Raw genomic sequence first — 15,832 nt, forward strand, 5'->3', positions numbered from 1 at the left:
TGATAGGCTGCGGAGTGAGCGGCAGTGGAACTAGGCCGCCGGAGCGCGACCTAGTTCGAAAGGACTACTCCGGCTGAGAGGACAGGCCATGCTCGCTGGCGAAGACCGCCGCCTGCACGCGCGAGCCGAGGTTCAGCTTGCGCAGGATGTGCTGCACATGGATCTTCACGGTCGCCTCGGCGATGTCGAGGCTGCGGGCGATTTCCTTGTTGCTTGCGCCGCGCGCGATCTCGCGCAGCGTGTCGCGCTCGCGCGGCGACAACGCGGACATCGCATTGCGCTGCGCCGGCTCGGGGACGGGCGGGCGCGTCGTGCTCTGGAACGCCGAGACGAGCTTGGCCGTCATGCCCGGGCTGATCACCGATTCGCCGCTGACGCTGCGCCGGATCGCCGCCAGCAGCGCATCGCCTTCGATGGTCTTCAGCAGGTAGCCGTGCGCACCCTGGCGCAGAGCAGCGGCCAGGTCGTCCTCGTCTTCGCTGACGGTGAGCATCAGCACGCGCGAGCGCGGCGCCGCCTCGCGCAGCCCCGGCAGCGCATCGACGCCGCGCACGCCGGGCAGGTGGTTGTCGAGCAGGATCACGTCCGGCTGCAGCTCGCGCGCGCGGCGCTGCGCCTCGCCGGCGTCGGCGGCCTCGCCGACGACCTTCAGCTCGCCGTGCAGGGCCAGCAGCATCGTCAGGCCGCGGCGGAAGAGGGTGTGGTCGTCAACGACCAGCAGGCGAATCGGCGGGGACATGGTCGGCCTCTTGATCAACGTCGTGCACGGGTTGCTGCGGCGAGGGCAGCGACAGCGCGACGGTCGTGCCCGACCCCCGCCCGGACTTCACCGACAGGCGGGCGCCGATGCGTGCGGCGCGTTCGGCCATGATGCGCAGCCCGACGTGGTTGTCGTCGCGCGACGATGCGGTGTCGAAGCCGGCACCGTTGTCGATGACCTCGAAGGTCCAGGCGGGAGCCTGCACCACACGCAGCTTCACCGCCGTGGCGTGGCCGTGCTTGCGGACGTTCGACAGCGCCTCCTGCACGATGTGCAGCACCTGGATCTGCACGTCGTTGGGCAGCGCGACACCGTGCCCGATGACGTCGATGTCGGCCGAGGTGCCGGTCTGCAGCTGGAACTTGCGCAGCGTGGTGCGCAATGCCGGCTCGATGTCTTCGGTGTCGGCACGCGTGCGGAAGTGGATCAGCAGCTCCCGCACGTCGCCATAACTCTCGAGCACGCCGGCCTCGATCTCGCCGACCGTGCGGGCCACGGTGTCGGTTTCGCCGCGGGCCAGCGCATTGCGCAGCAGCTGCACCTGGATCTTCAGGAAGGCCAGCGACTGCGCGATCGAGTCGTGCAGCTCCTGCGCGATCATCGAGCGCTCGGTCGACACGGCGGCTTCCTTGTCGGCGGCGGCAGCGCGCAGGCCTTCCATGCCCCCCGCCAGGTGGCTCGCCAGCAGCTCGATCAGCGACCGGTCGGATTCGGAAGGCAGCGTCGACGTGCGATAGAACAGGTCCACCTCGCCGAGGATCTGGTGGTGCAGGCTGATCGGCACCGTCAGCAGCGTCGAGAAGCCGGCCTTGCGGCAGTGACCCTGGGTGTGGTCATCACTGCGGATCGGGATGACGCGCGAGCCGGCGGGCTGCGCGGCCTGCCCGCAATGGCATTTGCCGGCCTGCAGGCACTGCTCTTCGGCCGCAAAGCTCGGCGGCAGGCCTTGCTGGGCGAGCAGCAGGTAGCGTTGGTTGCCGGCATCCGACCACCGCAGCGCGATGGCATCCGCGCGGGCGGCCAGGCGCACCTGGCCGACGAAGCCGCGGGCCATCTCGTCGAGCGTCTCGGCTCGCGCGATCAGCGCGCTGACTTCGTACAACGCGGCCAGCCGCTGCTGCTGCGCCTGCAGGTCGGCCGTCTTCGAGCGCACGGCGTGCTCCAGCTCGGCGTACTGGCACTCGAGCCGCCCGGCCATCGCGTTGAAGCCTTCGGCGAGATCACGGAACTCGCTGGTCGACGGTGCCTGCACGCGCGCCTTCAGGTCGCCCTGCCGAAGCGATGCGATCGCCGCGCCCACGCGCCGCAGCGGCTCGAGCACCAGCACGTGGCTGGTGTACAGCAGCAGCATCGCGCCGACCACCGCGAGCGCGACCATCGCCAGCTGGAACGTGCGCAGCGCCGCCGTCCAGTACGCCAGGCGGTGCTCGATCGCTCCGACCAGCTTGTCGATGCTGCGCACGAGGACGGCGGGATCGATCGTCGAACGCGGCGCGGACACCTCGGCGAAGAAGCTCGTCCAGTGCTCGCGCACGCGCGCCAGCTCGTCACGCGTCTCGTCCGAGCCGGGCACGAACAGCGGCCGCGACGGGTCGCCGTCTCGCAACAGTCCGAGGGTCGCTTCGAAAGCCGCGGCATGTGCGGGCAGGAGCTCGCGTCGACCCTCGCGCGCCTCCAGCGCCATCCGGTAGGTCATCATGCGCAGCCGCCCGGCTTCGTTGACCGCGGCGGCACCGCCTTCGAGCTGCCACGTGACCCACAGGCTGACGGTGATCGAAGCGAGCGCCGCGGCCAGGAAGGCGACGCCGGTGATGACCAGGCGGAGCGCGAGCGAACGGGGCGGAACCATGGCGCCAACTCTAGGTACCGCGCACCCCCAGGGCCTTGAGCTTCGTCAAGGACGCAACGGCGGCCCGCGGACTATCCTGTCGCATGCCGCAACCGCTTCCCGGGTTCGAATCCCTCGCCGCCACGTTCGAGCAGCCGTTCGAGATGCTGTCGGCGTGCCACGACCGCGTGCGGCGTTCGCTGCAACTGCTGGTGCGCCTGCAGGACCATCTGCTGGCGCACGGTGCGGACGATCAGGCACGACAGGCGGCCGAGGACATCGTGCGCTACTTCGGTCTCGCTGCGCCGGCGCATCACGAGGACGAGGAGCGCCACGTCGTGCCGATCCTGCAGATTGCCGACGACGTGAAGCTGCGCAAGGCGGCGCAGCAGATGCTGCAGGACCACGCCTTGATTCGCAGCGCATGGCTTGAGCTGGCTCCGTTCCTGCAGCAGATCGGGACCGGATCCGCGCCCCAGCGCACCGGCTTCGCCGAGGCCGTCGATCGGTTCGTTCGTCTGCACGACGACCACCTGAGACTGGAGGACGAGCTCGGATTTCCCGAGGCGCGTGCCCGCCACGAGGCCCAGGGGCCGGCGGCCATCGCCGCCATCGGCGGCGAGATGGCGCGGCGGCGCAGGGCACGTTGATGGCCGGACCGTCACACAGCGTCGTCGACGACCTGCAGGCCGGCGCGACGGCCGTCATCTTCGCTTCGCTCGGGCTCGCGCTGCTGAACAGCGCCGGGCTGATGACCGGCGGCACGCCGGGGCTCGGCTTCCTGCTGAGTTATGCCACCGGCATGCCGCTGGGCGTCGCGCTCTTCCTGGTCAACCTGCCGTTCTACGTGCTGGGCTGGAAGGGCATGGGCGCGCGCTTCACGCTGAAGACGCTGGCCGCGGTGACCGGGTTGTCGCTCGGCGTGGAGGCCGTGCGCCACGTGCTGGCGGTGCAGGCATCGCCGATGTACGCGGCGCTCGCGGGCGGCGTGCTGATCGGCACCGGCCTGCTCGTGATGTTCCGGCACCAGGCCAGCTTCGGCGGCATCAACATCCTCGCGCTCTACCTTCAGAAGCGCGCCGGCTGGCCCGCCGGCAAGGTCCAGATGGCCATCGACCTCGGCATCCTGGCGGGTGCGTTCTTCGTGCTGGATGTGCAGCGCGTCGGCTGGTCGGTGCTGGGCTCGCTCGCAGTGAATGCCGTGCTCGTCTGGAACCATCGCCCCGGCCGCTATTCGCCGGCGAACCCGGCGTGATCACTTTCACACTCGATTCCGAACGGCTTGCGGCGAGCCCCACGGAATTGAGCCTGCTCAAGCCCCTGCTTGCCGAGGTCTGACCCAATGGCCCGATGGAACTGCCCGACTTCTTCGACCAGGTTCCGAAACTTCGCGTGCGCGACCCGCTGGCGGAGCTGCTCGGTTGTGCCACGGCGGGTGAGCTGGAGTACAGCTATGCAGACGCGGTTCGGTTGACGGGCCATTCGTGCCCGACCGTCGCTGCTGCCTACTGGTTGACCTGGCTGTCGCTGGCGCATCTCTATCCCGACGCACTGCCGGAGCGCGGCGCCATCCGCGTCGAGTTCCAGGAGGGTGCCCGCTCCGGCAGCACCGGCGTGGTGGCGGCAGTCGTCCAGCAGCTCACGGGTGCGGCGGGAAGCACCGGCTTCAAGGGCCTGGGCGGACGGTTCAATCGCGCCGGCCTGATCCGCTTCTCCCCCGATCTGCCGCTGTCGCTGCGGTTCACGCGCATCGACACCGGCCAGGCCGTGGATGCGGCTGCCGACCTGTCGCTGGTGCCTTCGGATCCGGTGCTCGAGCTGCTGCTCGCCCGCTGCGCGCAAGGGCAGGGCTCGGCGAGCGAGCTGCGTCTGCTGGGCGAACTGTGGCAGGGGCGCGTGCGGATGCTGCTGCTCGACCTGGCCGATGACCCCGGCGTGTTCAAGGTGCGGCCGGTCGAGAAGCGCGGTGCCAGGCCGGTCGTTCGATCGCCGCTGGAGCGGCGCGAATCGGCCCGTGCCGGGATGCACGTCGTTCAGTTGCCGATCAGAGAGACAGCAATCCTGCGGGATGCTTCGTGACGGCCACCGACACGATCCACGCGGCGGTCATCAGGGCCGCCAGCCACGCAGCCGCCCTGACGGGCTTGGTGAACGAGGGCCGCAACGCCACCACGCCGAGGCCGATGTAGGCGATCAGGCCGATGATCTTGGCCGTTATCCATGGCGCGTTGCCCGGCGTCAGCTTCAGCATCCAGGCGAGCGCCAGCGCCGACAGCAGCAGCACCGTGTCGACGATGTGCGGCAGCGTCTTCGCGGCGCGTGAAGTCGCCCACTCGGCACCGAGCAGTGCGCCGGCGCCGCGCGCGAAGAATCCGACGAGCGAGATCACGACGGCGAGCTGGTGTATCGTCTTGAGGGTCGCGTAGTCCATGGTCATCCAGGGCGCCCATCGAGCCGCGGGCGGATGAGGAACGACCAGTAGCGCAGCGCGTAGAGCGCAAAGCCGGCCGACCAGAGCGCGGCCGAAGCCAGCAGGGCCTCGGTGATCAGCCGGGGCACGGCCCACGGCAGCAGCACGCGCACGATGCCTGCCAGCAGCACCAGCACGTAGCAGGCGGTGTCGAAGCCGTCCGCGCGCAAGGGCCGCGCGGTGTGGCCGCGCGCGGTGCGGGTCATCATGCCGATGATCAGCCCGCCGATGGCCCCGACCGCCAGCGCATGGCTGGCCGTCGAGCTCGAGACCCAACCGACGCTGGCCAGCGCACGCAGCACCAGGTGGACCGGAATCCACAGGTAGGCCACGTGCAGGACCCATACCAGCGGCACGCGGGTCGTCCGCCAGGGCTGCCACAGGGCCCAGCGGGCGGCATGGGCACGGCGGCCGCCGCGGCGATGACTGCCAGCGCGATGCCGTGGATGCCGAGCACATCGGCCGCCAGCAGCGCCAGCACCCCCCCGAGCGCGGCTTTCTCGAGCAGGGGCTTGCGCACCGCGGTCGCGCCCGGCACGCCGTTGTTCGTGAACATCGGAATGACGCGGCCACCCATCACGACGACGATGAACAGCACGATGTCGAGCGCGAGCTGGATGCCGGCCCAGGCCGGCGCCGCGATGAGGCCGAGCCGGCCGGCGTGAATGAACGCGGCGGCGATGGCCAGCAGCACCAGCAGGCCGACGAAGAAGTAGTTGCGCCGGGTCCTGGCACGCAGGAACGGAATGCCCAGCGCGATGGCCGCCGCCAGCGGAAACGCGATGTTGGCTGCCGCGGCGGCCCAGCCCCACGGTGTCAGCACGAGCACGCGCGCGGCGACCCAGAGTGCCGCCAGCGCCGCGAGCGGCACGCCGGTGGGCGTCGGCAGGTTGCTCCAGTTGCTTCCTGCGGTGAGCAGGAAGCCGACCACCACCGCCAGCGTGAAGCCGAACACCATCTCGTGCGCATGCCACAGCGGGCCGTCGAGGTAGGTGCGCCCGAGCAGGCCGGAGAACTGCAGCGCCCACAGGGCGATGGACAGCGCGGCGAACCCGCTGGCGAGCAGGTAGAACGGCCGGAACGCCAAGTCCCAGAGCGCGAAGCGCTTCGGGGGTGGCTGCGGCGGCTCCTCAATGGCGAACAGGGTGCTCATGATGGGGTCGATCGATGGACGAGTACTTGATGCGCCAGGCCAGCGCCGACCCCGCGACGGTCAGCACGAAGAGGCCGATGGCGGCGGCGTTGATCGCCGAGCCGGTGCGAGCATAGTCGGGAGCCAGCGGCGCCAGGAAGAGCCGCCAGGCCAGCGAGACATGCAACAGCGCCAGCGGCGCGTAGAACGCCGCGCTGAAGTGCAGCTTCACCCGCGCCACCGCGGGCAGGATGACCGGCGCGTGCCCGAAGATCATGCTGAACACGAAGCCGAGGGCCAGCGCGTGCAGCGCGGCGTCGCGCCACGGCAGGCCGAGGGACGTGGCCGCCCAGGCCAGACCGCTGAGCGCCAGCCAGCCATGACCCAGCAGCAGGCAGATCGCCATGTAGCGGCTCAGTCCGCGCGCAACCACCGTGCGCCGCGCGATGTCGAAGGTGAGCAGCCACAGCGCGAGACCGAACAGGCCCGCGCCGTAGGTGACGCCGCCCCAGCCCGAGACCGACGACAGGATGGCGCCGCCGAGCATCACCGCCAGCGCCGCATACAGCGCCACGCCAGCACGCGCGCTGCGCCGCATCAGGCGTGCCATCTCGAGGCGCTCCGCGGCGATGGTCAGCACCAGGAAGGCCAGCCACAGCGGCACGACGGCCGCGCGAAGCAGGTCGAGCGCGTGGCCCAGGTTGGCGGCCAGCCAGACCAACGCGGCCATCAGCAGCAGCCCGGTGTGCGAGGCGCGCTGGCGCGCCACGACGATCACGTTGACGAGCACGAAGACCGCCGCGGCGAAGACCGCCAGCGCCGCGGCCGCTGCGGAATGGCCCGCCAGTGCCAGCACGCCGGCCCCTCCCGATGCTGCCGGCGCCGCGAATGACCAGGCCCGCTTGACGGCCACCGCGCGTTCGATGCCGATGACCGTGCCGAGGAAGCCGCACACCATCAGGAAAGCGTGCGCGACGACGGCTTGCGTCAGCCAGGCGCTCGCTTCGATCGGAAGTGGCCAGCCGGCGCGAACCAGGCCTCCGACGATGCCGGCCAGCAGCGATGCAGCCACGACCAGGCCGAACAGCACGCGGACGACCATGAGCGTTACCAGCCCATGAAGGCCTTGGCGCGCGGGCTCATGCGGTCGGGGCTCCAGGCGGGCTCCCAGACCAGCTCGACGGCAATCTCGAAACCTTCGGGTGCCACCCGGTCGAGCGCCGTCTCGACGTCCTCGAGGATCAGGTCCGTCACCGGGCAAGCGGCCGAGGTCATCGTGATCACCGCATGGAGCCGGCCGTCCGCGACGGTGACGCCGTAGACGAGGCCGACGTCGACGATCGACAGTGCCACTTCCGGGTCGACCACGCGCATCAGGGCCTGCTCGATCGGCATGCGCATCAGCGCGGGTCCGATGTAGGGGTACGGCGATGCGGAAGTCCGGTCGTTCATCGTGGTCTGCCGATGTTCAGCACGCTGACGAGCGACGGCTGATCGCGCACCAGGTCGGCCAGCGTGCAGCGGTCGAGCGTGGCGTAGAAGGCCTGCACGGCGTCGGCCAGCACGCCGCGCAGGCGGCAGCAGCCGGCGATCGCGCAATGGCCGCCGCCGGCCTCGAAGCATTCGGCCGGCAGCGCGGCGCCTTCGGTGTCGCGCACGACCTGGCCGATCGACACCGCGTCGCTCGGCCGCGCGAGCGCCATGCCGCCGCCTTTGCCTCGGATCGTCGTCAACCAGCCTTGTTTGCCGAGGAAGTGGACGATCTTCGTCAGGTGGTTCTCCGACATGTCGAAGGCGGCGGCAATCTCGGCGATCGTCGCGCGCCGGCCGGGTTCGGCCGCCAGGAAGATGAGCACGCGCAGGCTGTAGTCGGTGAATGCGGTCAGCTTCATGGCGGTGGCATCCGGGTCAATGCTTGAATGCGGTACTGGCCACCGCGCCGAGCGCGGGCTGCCGCGCCACCGCGCCGCGGCGCAGCAGCTTCAGCGCGTACAGCGCCAGGAACACGCTGCCGACGGCGAACACGATGTCGCCGGGCACGCGCAGCCACACCAGCGTTTCCATCACCGGCGAATGCATGATCTCCGGCGAGCGCGCGTACCACAGGCCCTTCGAGAGGCTGGCCCAGGCCTGGTAGATGCCGGCCGGCAGCAGCGACATGAAGACCATCATCGCGAGGCCAATGTTCAGGCTCCAGAACGCGGGCGTCAGGAACTTGTCCGCATGCAGGTTTCGTTCGTACAGCCCGCGCAGGCAGAACAGCATCAGGCCGATGCCCAGCATGCCGTAGACGCCGAACAGCGCCGCGTGGCCGTGGGCCGCCGTCATGTTCAGGCCTTGCACGTAGTAAAGCGACGCCGGCGGGTTGATCGCGAAGCCGAGCAGGCCCGCGCCCACCGTGTTCCAGAAGCCGACCGCGACGAACGACAGGATGACCCACTTGTACGCGCCGAGCCACGCCACGTTGCGCGACCGGCGCCAGGTCTGCAGCGCCTCCAGGCCGATCAGCGTCAGCGGCACGACCTCGAGCGCCGAGAACACCGAGCCCACCGCGATCACCGAGGTCGGCGTGCCGGTCCAGTACAGGTGGTGCAGCGTGCCGAGGATGCCGCCGAACAGGAACACGATGGTCTCGGCGACGATCGCGCGGTTCGCGCTCGCCGCGCGCACGAGGCCGAGGTTGGTGAAGATCAGCGCGACCACGGCGGTGGCGAAGACCTCGAAGAAGCCTTCCACCCACAGGTGCACCAGCCACCAGCGCCAGTACTCGATCATCGAGTAGTGCGTGTGCTGGCCCCAGGTGAGCGACGTGGCATAGAAGCCGCCGATGCAGCTGGCCGACAGGAAGACCATCGCGATCAGGCCGCGCGTCTCCGAAGGCTTCTTCAATGCCGGCCAAAGTGCGCGGCCGAGCAGGAAGACCCAGAACAGCAGGCCGGCGAACAGCAGCAGCTGCCAGACGCGGCCCATGCTGGTGAACTCGAGGCCCTGGTTGCCGAGCCAGAAGGCGAAGTGAATGCCGCGGTGCTGCAGCGTGCCGAGCCAGCCGGTGATGGTCGAGCCCAGCACGACGACGATCAGCGCCCAGAACAGCGCATCGACGCCGAGCTTCTGCAGCTTCGGCTCCTTGCCCGACAGCAGCGGCGCGACATAGAGGCCGGTGGCGAGCCACGCGGTGGCGATCCAGAAGATGCCGACCTGCGTGTGGATGGTGCGGCTCGTGACGTACGGCAGCACCTCGGCCAGCGGCAGGCCGAAGAACGACTGGCCCTCGACCGCGTAATGCGCGGTGATGACGCCCATCGCGATCTGCAGCAGCATCAGCCCGATGACGGCGAAGAAGTACTTGCGCGTGGCCTTCATCGACGGTGTCGCCTTCGCGCCCGCCAGCGGATCGGCCTTCGGCACCTGCGCTTCTTCCTCGTGCTCGCCGCGGCCCTGCAGCCACAGCATCGCGGCGATGCCGGCCAGCAGCAGGATGATGCTGGCCATCGACCACATCGCCGCCGACGTCGACAGCGTATTGCCGACCAGCGGCTCGTGCGGCCAGTTGCTGGTGTACGAGAGATCCGTTTCCCCGGGCCGGTTCGTCACCGCCGCCCAGGCCGACCAGAAGAAGAACGCGGCCAGGGCCCGGCGCTCGGCGGGGTCGGGCAGCGCGCCGTCGGTCATCGCGTACTGCTCGCGCAGCTTGGCGAGCGCGGGGTCGCTGCCGAACAGGCTTTCGTAGTGCGCGGCGACCTGCCTGATCGCCCGTGCGCGCTCGGCGGACACCTTCACGGTGCCGTCGATGTCGTCGTAGGTGTTGCGGCGCATCTCGTCGCGCACGCGGGCGTTCACGGCCGCCCGGTCCGCTTCGGACAGGCTGCCGCCGCGCGGCTGTTCGGCAGCGCGAATGGCCTGCAGCGCGACCGCCTCGCGGTGCAGCCAGTCGGCCGACCAGTCGGGGGCCACGTAGCTGCCGTGTCCCCACACCGTGCCGAGCTGCTGGCCGCCCGCGGACAACCAGGCCTGCTGGCCCAGCTGGACCTGCTCGCCGGTGAAGAGGACGTCGCCGTCCGTCGACACGACGGCCTTCGGGATCGGCGGCGCCGATAGATAGATCTCCCATCCGAGGTACCCGAGTGCCCCGAACGAGAGAACGCAGATGAGGCCGAGCCATCGCCACAGCCTGCTGGTGCTCTTCATGTCTGGTCCTGTTGAACGTTGGAGTGAGTCGTTGCGCGTATCAAGCGCCGCCGCAGGTGGCGGTCGCGCGGTGCAACTGGCCGCACATCAACCGTCGCCGCGATGGGAACACTCACGCTCATGGTTCGCTCCGTTATCGAAGGTGCATTCGAGATGCATCTATCGTAGGGAGCGCCCCCTGGCGCGAGCTTGCGCCACGTCAAAGAGGGGGCAGATCTTGCCAGCGGCGCAGGCTGCTTCGAGCAGCCGCGCCTTCGCGACGCCGAAGGCGCGCACGCGGGAGGAGCGCTGCTTCGGTTGACGCGAATCGATCGGCGCCGTCAGGTCCGGCGCGCCCTGGCCTTGGGCGCTGCCGGCGCCGTGCGGGCGAACACCGCGCGGCCGCTGGCGCGGCGTTCGAGCTGGCGCGCGATGTTGCCGCACACCAGGTCGCACAGCGCGTAGACGTTCGGGTCGACGATGCGGTAGTAGCCGCTGGTGCCGCGGCTTTCGCGCTCCACCAGTCCCTGCTGCGTCAGGAACGCCAGGTGGCGCGAGATGTTGGCCGAGGTGTAGCCGCACAGCTGCGCCAGCTCGCCGACGCTGCGTTCGCCGCTGCGCAGCAGGTTCAGGATCTGCAGGCGCGTCGGCTCCGACAGCGCCTGGAAATACGCCGCCACCTGTTCCAGGGCCTCGGGGGGCAAACCTTCCATGCTGATGCCGAGCGGGGGTGGTTGTCGAACCGACATGATGCCTCAGCGCCGCATGCTGCTCCGATGGTTTGACTAAATACGTACTTGACTATTTAACTACGTAGCTAATAATACACGTCAAGCCCGACCCCATCCGCCTCCTTCACCACCACCCTTCCGCAAACGCCATGGCATTCGATGCAAGCCGAACCCTCCTGGGCGCCGTGTGGCTGGCGCTGGCGCTGGGCGCGTCGGCCGGCAGCCCGCCGGCGCCACCCACCGCGCCAACGCCCGCGCTGCCGACCGCGCCGGTCACGTCCAGCGGCGCCGCGGACGTCAGCGGCTTCGATGGCGTGGTGCAGGCCGTTCGCCAGACCGTGGTGGCGGCGCAGGTGCCCGGCGCCGTCGTGGCGCTGGACGTGAAGGCGGGCGACGCGGTGCGTGCCGGCCAGGTGCTGCTGCGGCTGGATGCGCGCGCGGCCGAGCAGACCGCCGCCGCCGGCGCGGCACAGGTGCAGGCCGCCCGCGCCGCGCAGGACGCGGCCAGCAAGGACTTCGAGCGGCAGCAGCAGCTGTTCCAGCAGAACTACATCAGCCGGGCGGCGCTGGACCGCGCCGAGGCGCAATACAAGGCGACGCAGGCGCAGGCCTCCGCGCAGCTGGCCGCCGCCGGCGCCGCGCGCACGCAGTCGGGCTTCTACGTGGTGAAGGCACCCTACGACGGCGTGGTGTCGGATGTGGCGGTGGTGCTGGGCGACATGGCGATGCCCGGCCGCGCGCTGCTCACGCTGCACGACCCGCGTCTCTTGCGCGTCAGCGTCGCCGTGCCGCAGAGGGTGGCGGCGCGCCTGGCGCCGGGGCAGCCGCTGCAGGTGGAGCTGCCCGGCCTGGCCGCCGGGCGCATCACGCCGCTGAAGACGCAGCTGCTGCCGACGGTGGACCCCGCCACGCACACGCTCGAGCTGCGGCTGGACCTGCCCGCCGGCCTGCGCGGCGCCACGCCCGGCCTGTTCGCCCGCGCGTGGCTGCCGGTGGCAGGCGGCGCCGAGGCGCGGCTCTACGTGCCGGCGCGCGCGGTGGTGCGCCGCGCCGAGCTCACTGCCGTCTACGTCATCGGCAACGAGGGGCGGCCGCTGCTGCGCCAGGTGCGGCTCGGCCGCATCCAGGGCGATGGGGTGGAGGTGCTGGCCGGCGTGTCGGCCGGCGAGCAGGTGGTGCTCGAGCCGCAGGCGGCCGCCCGCCTGCCTTGAAGGGACGCCCGGCATGAACACGTCCCTGGGCATCTCCGGCCGCATCGCCGCGTTCTTCCAGTCGGCGCAGATCACGCCGCTGCTGGCGCTGGTGGCGCTGCTGCTCGGCGCCTTCGCGGTGATGGTCACGCCGCGCGAGGAAGAGCCGCAGATCAACGTGACCATGGCCAACGTGATGATCCCGTTCCCCGGCGCGTCGGTACGCGACGTGGAGCAGATGGTGGCCACGCCGGCCGAGCAGGTGCTGTCGCAGATCGCCGGCATCGAGCACGTGATGTCGGTCTCGCGCCCGGGATTGGCCGTGATCACGGTGCAGTTCAAGGTCGGCGTTCCGCGCACCGAGGCCCTGGTGCGGTTGTACGACACCGTCAATGCCAATGCCGACTGGCTGCCGCGTGGCTTGGGCGTGGGCGAGCCGCTGATCAAGCCCAAGGGCATCGATGACGTGCCCATCGTCACGCTCACGCTCTTCACGAAGAACGAGGCCAGCGGCGCCTTCGACCTGGAGCGGGTGGCCCACAGCGTGGAGGCCGACCTGAAGCGCGTGCCCGGCACGCGCGAGGTGGCGACCCTCGGCGGCCCGGGCCGCGCGGTGCTGATCGAGATCGATCCCGCCCGCCTGGCCGGCGCCGGCACCACCGTGGCCGATCTGCGCAACGCGCTGCAGTCGGCCAATCTCGGCATGCCGGTGGGCGAGCTGCTGGGCGGCAACCGCTCGGTGGCGCTGGAAGCCGGGCCCTTCCTGCGCGATGCGCGCGAGGTGGGCGAGCTGGTGGTCGGCGTGCATGCCGGCAAGCCGGTGTTCCTGCAGGACGTGGCCACCGTGCGCGATGGTGCGCTGCCCGCGCAGCGCTACGTGTGGCACGGCATCGCCGGCGCGAAGGGCGAGGACAAGGGCGGCGAGTTTCCGGCAGTCACGCTGGCGATCACCAAGAAGCCGGGCGAGAACGCCATCGATGTCGCCGACGCGGTGATGCGCCGCATCGCGGGACTGCGCAACACCGTGATCCCGCACGGCGTCGAGGTGGCCGAGACGCGCAACTACGGCGCCACCGCCAACGACAAGGCGCGCAAGCTGATCCAGAAGCTGCTGTTCGCCACCGCCTCGGTGGTGGCGCTGGTCTTCGTCGCGCTCGGCCGCCGCGAGGCCGCGATCGTCGGCGCGGCCGTGATCCTGACGCTCACCGTGACGCTGTTTGCCTCCTGGGCCTGGGGCTTCACGCTCAACCGGGTGTCGCTGTTCGCGCTGATCTTCTCGATCGGCATCCTGGTGGACGACGCGATCGTGGTGGTGGAGAACATCCACCGCCACCAGGCGCTGCATCCGGACCGCACGCTGGCCCAGCTGATCCCCGGCGCGGTCGACGAGGTCGGCGGCCCGACCATCCTGGCCACCTTGACGGTGATCGCCGCGCTGCTGCCGATGGCCTTCGTCTCCGGGCTGATGGGGCCCTACATGAGCCCGATCCCGATCAACGCCAGCATGGGCATGCTGCTGTCGCTGGCCATCGCCTTCATCGTCACGCCGTGGCTGGCGCGGCTGTGGATGAAGCACGCGCCCGCAGGGCGCCACGACACGAAGACGGGGGCGCACGCCGCCGCTGCGCCCGGTGCGCAGCAGCCCGTCGCACATCACGGTCTGGCGGCCCGCCTCGGCCCGCTCTTCGCGGCGGTGTTCCGCCCGCTGCTGGACGAGCGCCGCGGCGCGCGCAACCGCGCCCTGCTGGGCGCCGGCGTGGCCGCGCTGATCGCCGTGTCGCTGGCGCTGCCGGCACTCGGCCTGGTGGTGCTGAAGATGCTGCCCTTCGACAACAAGTCGGAGCTGCAGGTCATCGTCGACATGCCGGCCGGCACGCCGGTGGAGCAGACAGCCGCGGTGCTGCGCGAGCTGGCCGCTCACCTCGCGCGTCAGCCCGAGGTGACCGACTACCAGGCCTACGCCGGCACCGCCGCGCCCATCAACTTCAACGGCCTGGTGCGGCAGTACTACCTGCGCTCGGGCGGCGAGGTCGGCGACCTGCAGGTGAACCTGGTCGACAAGCACGCGCGCAGCGAGCAGAGCCACGCCATCGCGATGCGCCTGCGCCCGCAGCTGCAGAAGATCGGCCGGCGCTTCGGCGCGAACGTGAAAGTGGTGGAAGTGCCGCCGGGCCCGCCGGTGCTGGCGCCGATCGTCGCCGAGGTCTACGGCCCCGACGCCGATGGGCGGCGCCAGGTCGCCCAGGCGGTGCGCGCGGTGTTCGAGAAGACACCCGGCATCGTCGACGTCGACGACAGCAGCATCGCCGCCGCGCCGCGCAAGCTGCTGCTGGTGGACCGCCGCAAGGCGGCGATGCTGGGCGTGCCGCAGAGCGCCATCGTCAGCACGCTGCGCGCGGGGCTGGCCGGCGAGGCCGCGGCCTGGCTGCACGATCAAAGCAAGTACCCGGCGGCGGCCCTGCTGCAGCTGCCCGCCGCGGCGCAGGGCGAGCTGGACCTGCTGCTGCAGCTGGCAGTGCGCGGCGCGGCCGGCCAGCTGGTACCGATCCGCGAGCTGGTCACGGTGAGCGACACGCAGCGCGAGCAGCCGGTGCACCACAAGGACCTGCTACCGGTGAACTTCGTCGTCGCCGACATGGCCGGCGCGCTGGACAGCCCGCTGTACGGCATGTTCAGGATGCGCGGCGCGCTGCAGGCCATCGCGACGCCGGACGGCGGCCGCCTGGCCGAGTACTTCATCCGCCAGCCCGACGATGCCTGGCGCGGCTACGCCATCAAGTGGGACGGCGAGTGGCAGATCACCTACGAGACCTTCCGCGACATGGGCGCGGCCTACGCGGTCGGGCTGATCCTGATCTACCTGCTGGTGGTGGCGCAGTTCGGTTCGTACCTGACGCCGCTGATCATCATGGCGCCGATCCCGCTGACCATCGTCGGCGTGATGCCGGGCCACGCGCTGCTGGGCGCGCAGTTCACCGCCACCAGCATGATCGGCATGATCGCACTGGCCGGCATCATCGTGCGCAACTCGATCCTGCTGGTCGACTTCATCGGCCTGCAGCGCGCGCAGGGCGTGGCGCTGAAGGACGCGGTGGTGCGATCGGCCGCCACGCGCGCGCAGCCCATCGCGCTGACCGGCCTGGCCGCGATGCTGGGCGCCTTGTTCATCCTCGACGACCCGATCTTCAACGGCTTGGGCGTCTCGCTGATCTTCGGCATCCTGGTCAGCACGGTGCTGACGCTGGTGGTGATCCCGCTGCTCTATTTCGTCGCGTACCGCCGGGCCCCGGCGGACGTGCCCGCCGTGTCCACCCCTGAAGGAGCCCCCACATGACTTCCTGGCAAATCGTTCGCCTGTTCGCAGGCACGTTCATCCTCGTCTCGCTCGCGCTCGGCGTGCCGGGCAGCCCGCTCTTCGTGAGCCCCTGGTGGCTGGCGTTCACCGCCTTCGTCGGCGCCAACCTGCTGCAGAGCGCGCTCACCCGCTGGTGCCCGCTGGAGATCATCCTGCGCAAGCTCGGCGTTCGAGCCGGCTGCTGACGGTGGACCGATGC

General features: G+C 70.4%; 15 protein-coding genes and 1 pseudogene. 6 read left to right on the plus strand and 10 right to left on the minus strand.

All coding sequences use genetic code 11. The features are described from left to right. Positions 1 to 64 precede the first annotated feature (64 nt). Complete coding sequence (locus HLB44_RS28880; RefSeq protein WP_173131356.1) at positions 65 to 739, minus strand: response regulator; 675 nt, start codon at positions 737 to 739, stop codon at positions 65 to 67. Continuing rightward, positions 708 to 2,609, minus strand: coding sequence for a type IV pili methyl-accepting chemotaxis transducer N-terminal domain-containing protein (locus tag HLB44_RS28885; protein ID WP_173131359.1), 1,902 nt, complete (start codon positions 2,607 to 2,609; stop codon positions 708 to 710). The genes HLB44_RS28880 and HLB44_RS28885 overlap by 32 nt, the downstream gene beginning before the upstream one ends. A gap of 35 nt (positions 2,610 to 2,644) precedes the next feature. Between HLB44_RS28885 and HLB44_RS28890 the strand changes: the two genes are divergently transcribed. The 3 genes from HLB44_RS28890 (at position 2,645) to HLB44_RS28900 (ending at position 4,667) form a co-directional block, all read left to right on the plus strand. Next, complete coding sequence (locus HLB44_RS28890) at positions 2,645 to 3,238, plus strand: hemerythrin domain-containing protein (RefSeq protein WP_246312527.1); 594 nt, start codon at positions 2,645 to 2,647, stop codon at positions 3,236 to 3,238. After that, on the plus strand, positions 3,238 to 3,843 hold the full coding sequence (locus HLB44_RS28895) for a YitT family protein (protein ID WP_173131362.1): 606 nt from the start codon (positions 3,238 to 3,240) through the stop codon (positions 3,841 to 3,843). The genes HLB44_RS28890 and HLB44_RS28895 overlap by 1 nt, the downstream gene beginning before the upstream one ends. Before the next feature lie 95 nt (positions 3,844 to 3,938). Continuing rightward, complete coding sequence (locus HLB44_RS28900; protein ID WP_246312528.1) at positions 3,939 to 4,667, plus strand: hypothetical protein; 729 nt, start codon at positions 3,939 to 3,941, stop codon at positions 4,665 to 4,667. Here HLB44_RS28900 and HLB44_RS28905 read toward each other — a convergent pair. The 8 genes and pseudogenes from HLB44_RS28905 to HLB44_RS28935 all read right to left on the minus strand — a co-directional run bounded on the left by HLB44_RS28905 (position 4,633) and on the right by HLB44_RS28935 (position 11,070). Next, a complete protein-coding gene (locus HLB44_RS28905) occupies positions 4,633 to 5,019 on the minus strand; it encodes a SirB2 family protein (protein WP_173131365.1) in 387 nt (128 codons plus the stop codon). The genes HLB44_RS28900 and HLB44_RS28905 overlap by 35 nt on opposite strands. A gap of 2 nt (positions 5,020 to 5,021) precedes the next feature. Next, positions 5,022 to 5,414 carry an NnrS family protein gene (locus HLB44_RS38250; RefSeq protein WP_343051612.1) on the minus strand — a complete coding sequence of 131 codons (393 nt, stop codon included), beginning with the start codon at positions 5,412 to 5,414 and terminating at the stop codon, positions 5,022 to 5,024. A gap of 110 nt (positions 5,415 to 5,524) precedes the next feature. Next, positions 5,525 to 6,211, minus strand: a pseudogene (locus tag HLB44_RS38255) (NnrS family protein); the annotation flags it as partial. Further along, positions 6,189 to 7,292 (minus strand): hypothetical protein, encoded by a 1,104-nt coding sequence (locus HLB44_RS28915; RefSeq protein ID WP_173131368.1) that lies wholly within the window; start codon positions 7,290 to 7,292, stop codon positions 6,189 to 6,191. The gene HLB44_RS28915 and the pseudogene HLB44_RS38255, both read right to left, overlap by 23 nt. A 5-nt stretch (positions 7,293 to 7,297) precedes the next feature. After that, positions 7,298 to 7,642, minus strand: coding sequence for a metal-sulfur cluster assembly factor (locus HLB44_RS28920; RefSeq protein WP_173131371.1), 345 nt, complete (start codon positions 7,640 to 7,642; stop codon positions 7,298 to 7,300). Further along, on the minus strand, positions 7,639 to 8,082 hold the full coding sequence (locus tag HLB44_RS28925; RefSeq protein WP_173131374.1) for an Rrf2 family transcriptional regulator: 444 nt from the start codon (positions 8,080 to 8,082) through the stop codon (positions 7,639 to 7,641). Before HLB44_RS28925 ends, HLB44_RS28920 begins: the two co-directional genes overlap by 4 nt. 16 nt (positions 8,083 to 8,098) lie before the next feature. After that, complete coding sequence (locus HLB44_RS28930; protein ID WP_173131377.1) at positions 8,099 to 10,378, minus strand: nitric-oxide reductase large subunit; 2,280 nt, start codon at positions 10,376 to 10,378, stop codon at positions 8,099 to 8,101. A gap of 320 nt (positions 10,379 to 10,698) precedes the next feature. Beyond that, positions 10,699 to 11,070, minus strand: coding sequence for an ArsR/SmtB family transcription factor (locus HLB44_RS28935; protein ID WP_173131380.1), 372 nt, complete (start codon positions 11,068 to 11,070; stop codon positions 10,699 to 10,701). A 167-nt stretch (positions 11,071 to 11,237) separates the two neighbouring features. On the opposite strand from HLB44_RS28935, the gene HLB44_RS28940 reads away from it, so the two are divergent. The 3 genes from HLB44_RS28940 to HLB44_RS28950 are packed head-to-tail and all read left to right on the plus strand — an operon-like array spanning position 11,238 to position 15,818. Next, positions 11,238 to 12,299 carry an efflux RND transporter periplasmic adaptor subunit gene (locus HLB44_RS28940; RefSeq protein WP_173131383.1) on the plus strand — a complete coding sequence of 354 codons (1,062 nt, stop codon included), beginning with the start codon at positions 11,238 to 11,240 and terminating at the stop codon, positions 12,297 to 12,299. Positions 12,300 to 12,312: 13 nt separating this feature from the next. Then, complete coding sequence (locus tag HLB44_RS28945; RefSeq protein WP_173131386.1) at positions 12,313 to 15,612, plus strand: efflux RND transporter permease subunit; 3,300 nt, start codon at positions 12,313 to 12,315, stop codon at positions 15,610 to 15,612. Then, positions 15,609 to 15,818 carry a YgaP family membrane protein gene (locus HLB44_RS28950; RefSeq protein ID WP_173131401.1) on the plus strand — a complete coding sequence of 70 codons (210 nt, stop codon included), beginning with the start codon at positions 15,609 to 15,611 and terminating at the stop codon, positions 15,816 to 15,818. Before HLB44_RS28945 ends, HLB44_RS28950 begins: the two co-directional genes overlap by 4 nt. Positions 15,819 to 15,832: the final 14 nt, after the last annotated feature.

The sequence above is a fragment of the Pseudaquabacterium terrae genome (assembly GCF_013266755.1).
In the GTDB taxonomy this organism is placed as follows: Bacteria; Pseudomonadota; Gammaproteobacteria; order Burkholderiales; family Burkholderiaceae_C; genus Pseudaquabacterium; species Pseudaquabacterium terrae.

Bases quoted from the DNA above. Each gene is read 5' to 3' on its own strand.
- HLB44_RS28880 (WP_173131356.1), bottom strand. From the start codon at position 739: ATGTCCCCGCCGATTCGCCTGCTGGTCGTTGACGACCACACCCTCTTC.
- HLB44_RS28885 (WP_173131359.1), bottom strand. From the start codon at position 2,609: ATGGTTCCGCCCCGTTCGCTCGCGCTCCGCCTGGTCATCACCGGCGTC.
- HLB44_RS28915 (WP_173131368.1), bottom strand. From the start codon at position 7,292: ATGGTCGTCCGCGTGCTGTTCGGCCTGGTCGTGGCTGCATCGCTGCTG.
- HLB44_RS28900 (WP_246312528.1), top strand. From the start codon at position 3,939: ATGGAACTGCCCGACTTCTTCGACCAGGTTCCGAAACTTCGCGTGCGC.
- HLB44_RS28950 (WP_173131401.1), top strand. From the start codon at position 15,609: ATGACTTCCTGGCAAATCGTTCGCCTGTTCGCAGGCACGTTCATCCTC.
- HLB44_RS28935 (WP_173131380.1), bottom strand. From the start codon at position 11,070: ATGGAAGGTTTGCCCCCCGAGGCCCTGGAACAGGTGGCGGCGTATTTC.
- HLB44_RS28920 (WP_173131371.1), bottom strand. From the start codon at position 7,642: ATGAACGACCGGACTTCCGCATCGCCGTACCCCTACATCGGACCCGCG.
- HLB44_RS28905 (WP_173131365.1), bottom strand. From the start codon at position 5,019: ATGGACTACGCGACCCTCAAGACGATACACCAGCTCGCCGTCGTGATC.
- HLB44_RS28930 (WP_173131377.1), bottom strand. From the start codon at position 10,378: ATGAAGAGCACCAGCAGGCTGTGGCGATGGCTCGGCCTCATCTGCGTT.
- HLB44_RS28945 (WP_173131386.1), top strand. From the start codon at position 12,313: ATGAACACGTCCCTGGGCATCTCCGGCCGCATCGCCGCGTTCTTCCAG.
- HLB44_RS28925 (WP_173131374.1), bottom strand. From the start codon at position 8,082: ATGAAGCTGACCGCATTCACCGACTACAGCCTGCGCGTGCTCATCTTC.
- HLB44_RS28940 (WP_173131383.1), top strand. From the start codon at position 11,238: ATGGCATTCGATGCAAGCCGAACCCTCCTGGGCGCCGTGTGGCTGGCG.
- HLB44_RS28895 (WP_173131362.1), top strand. From the start codon at position 3,238: ATGGCCGGACCGTCACACAGCGTCGTCGACGACCTGCAGGCCGGCGCG.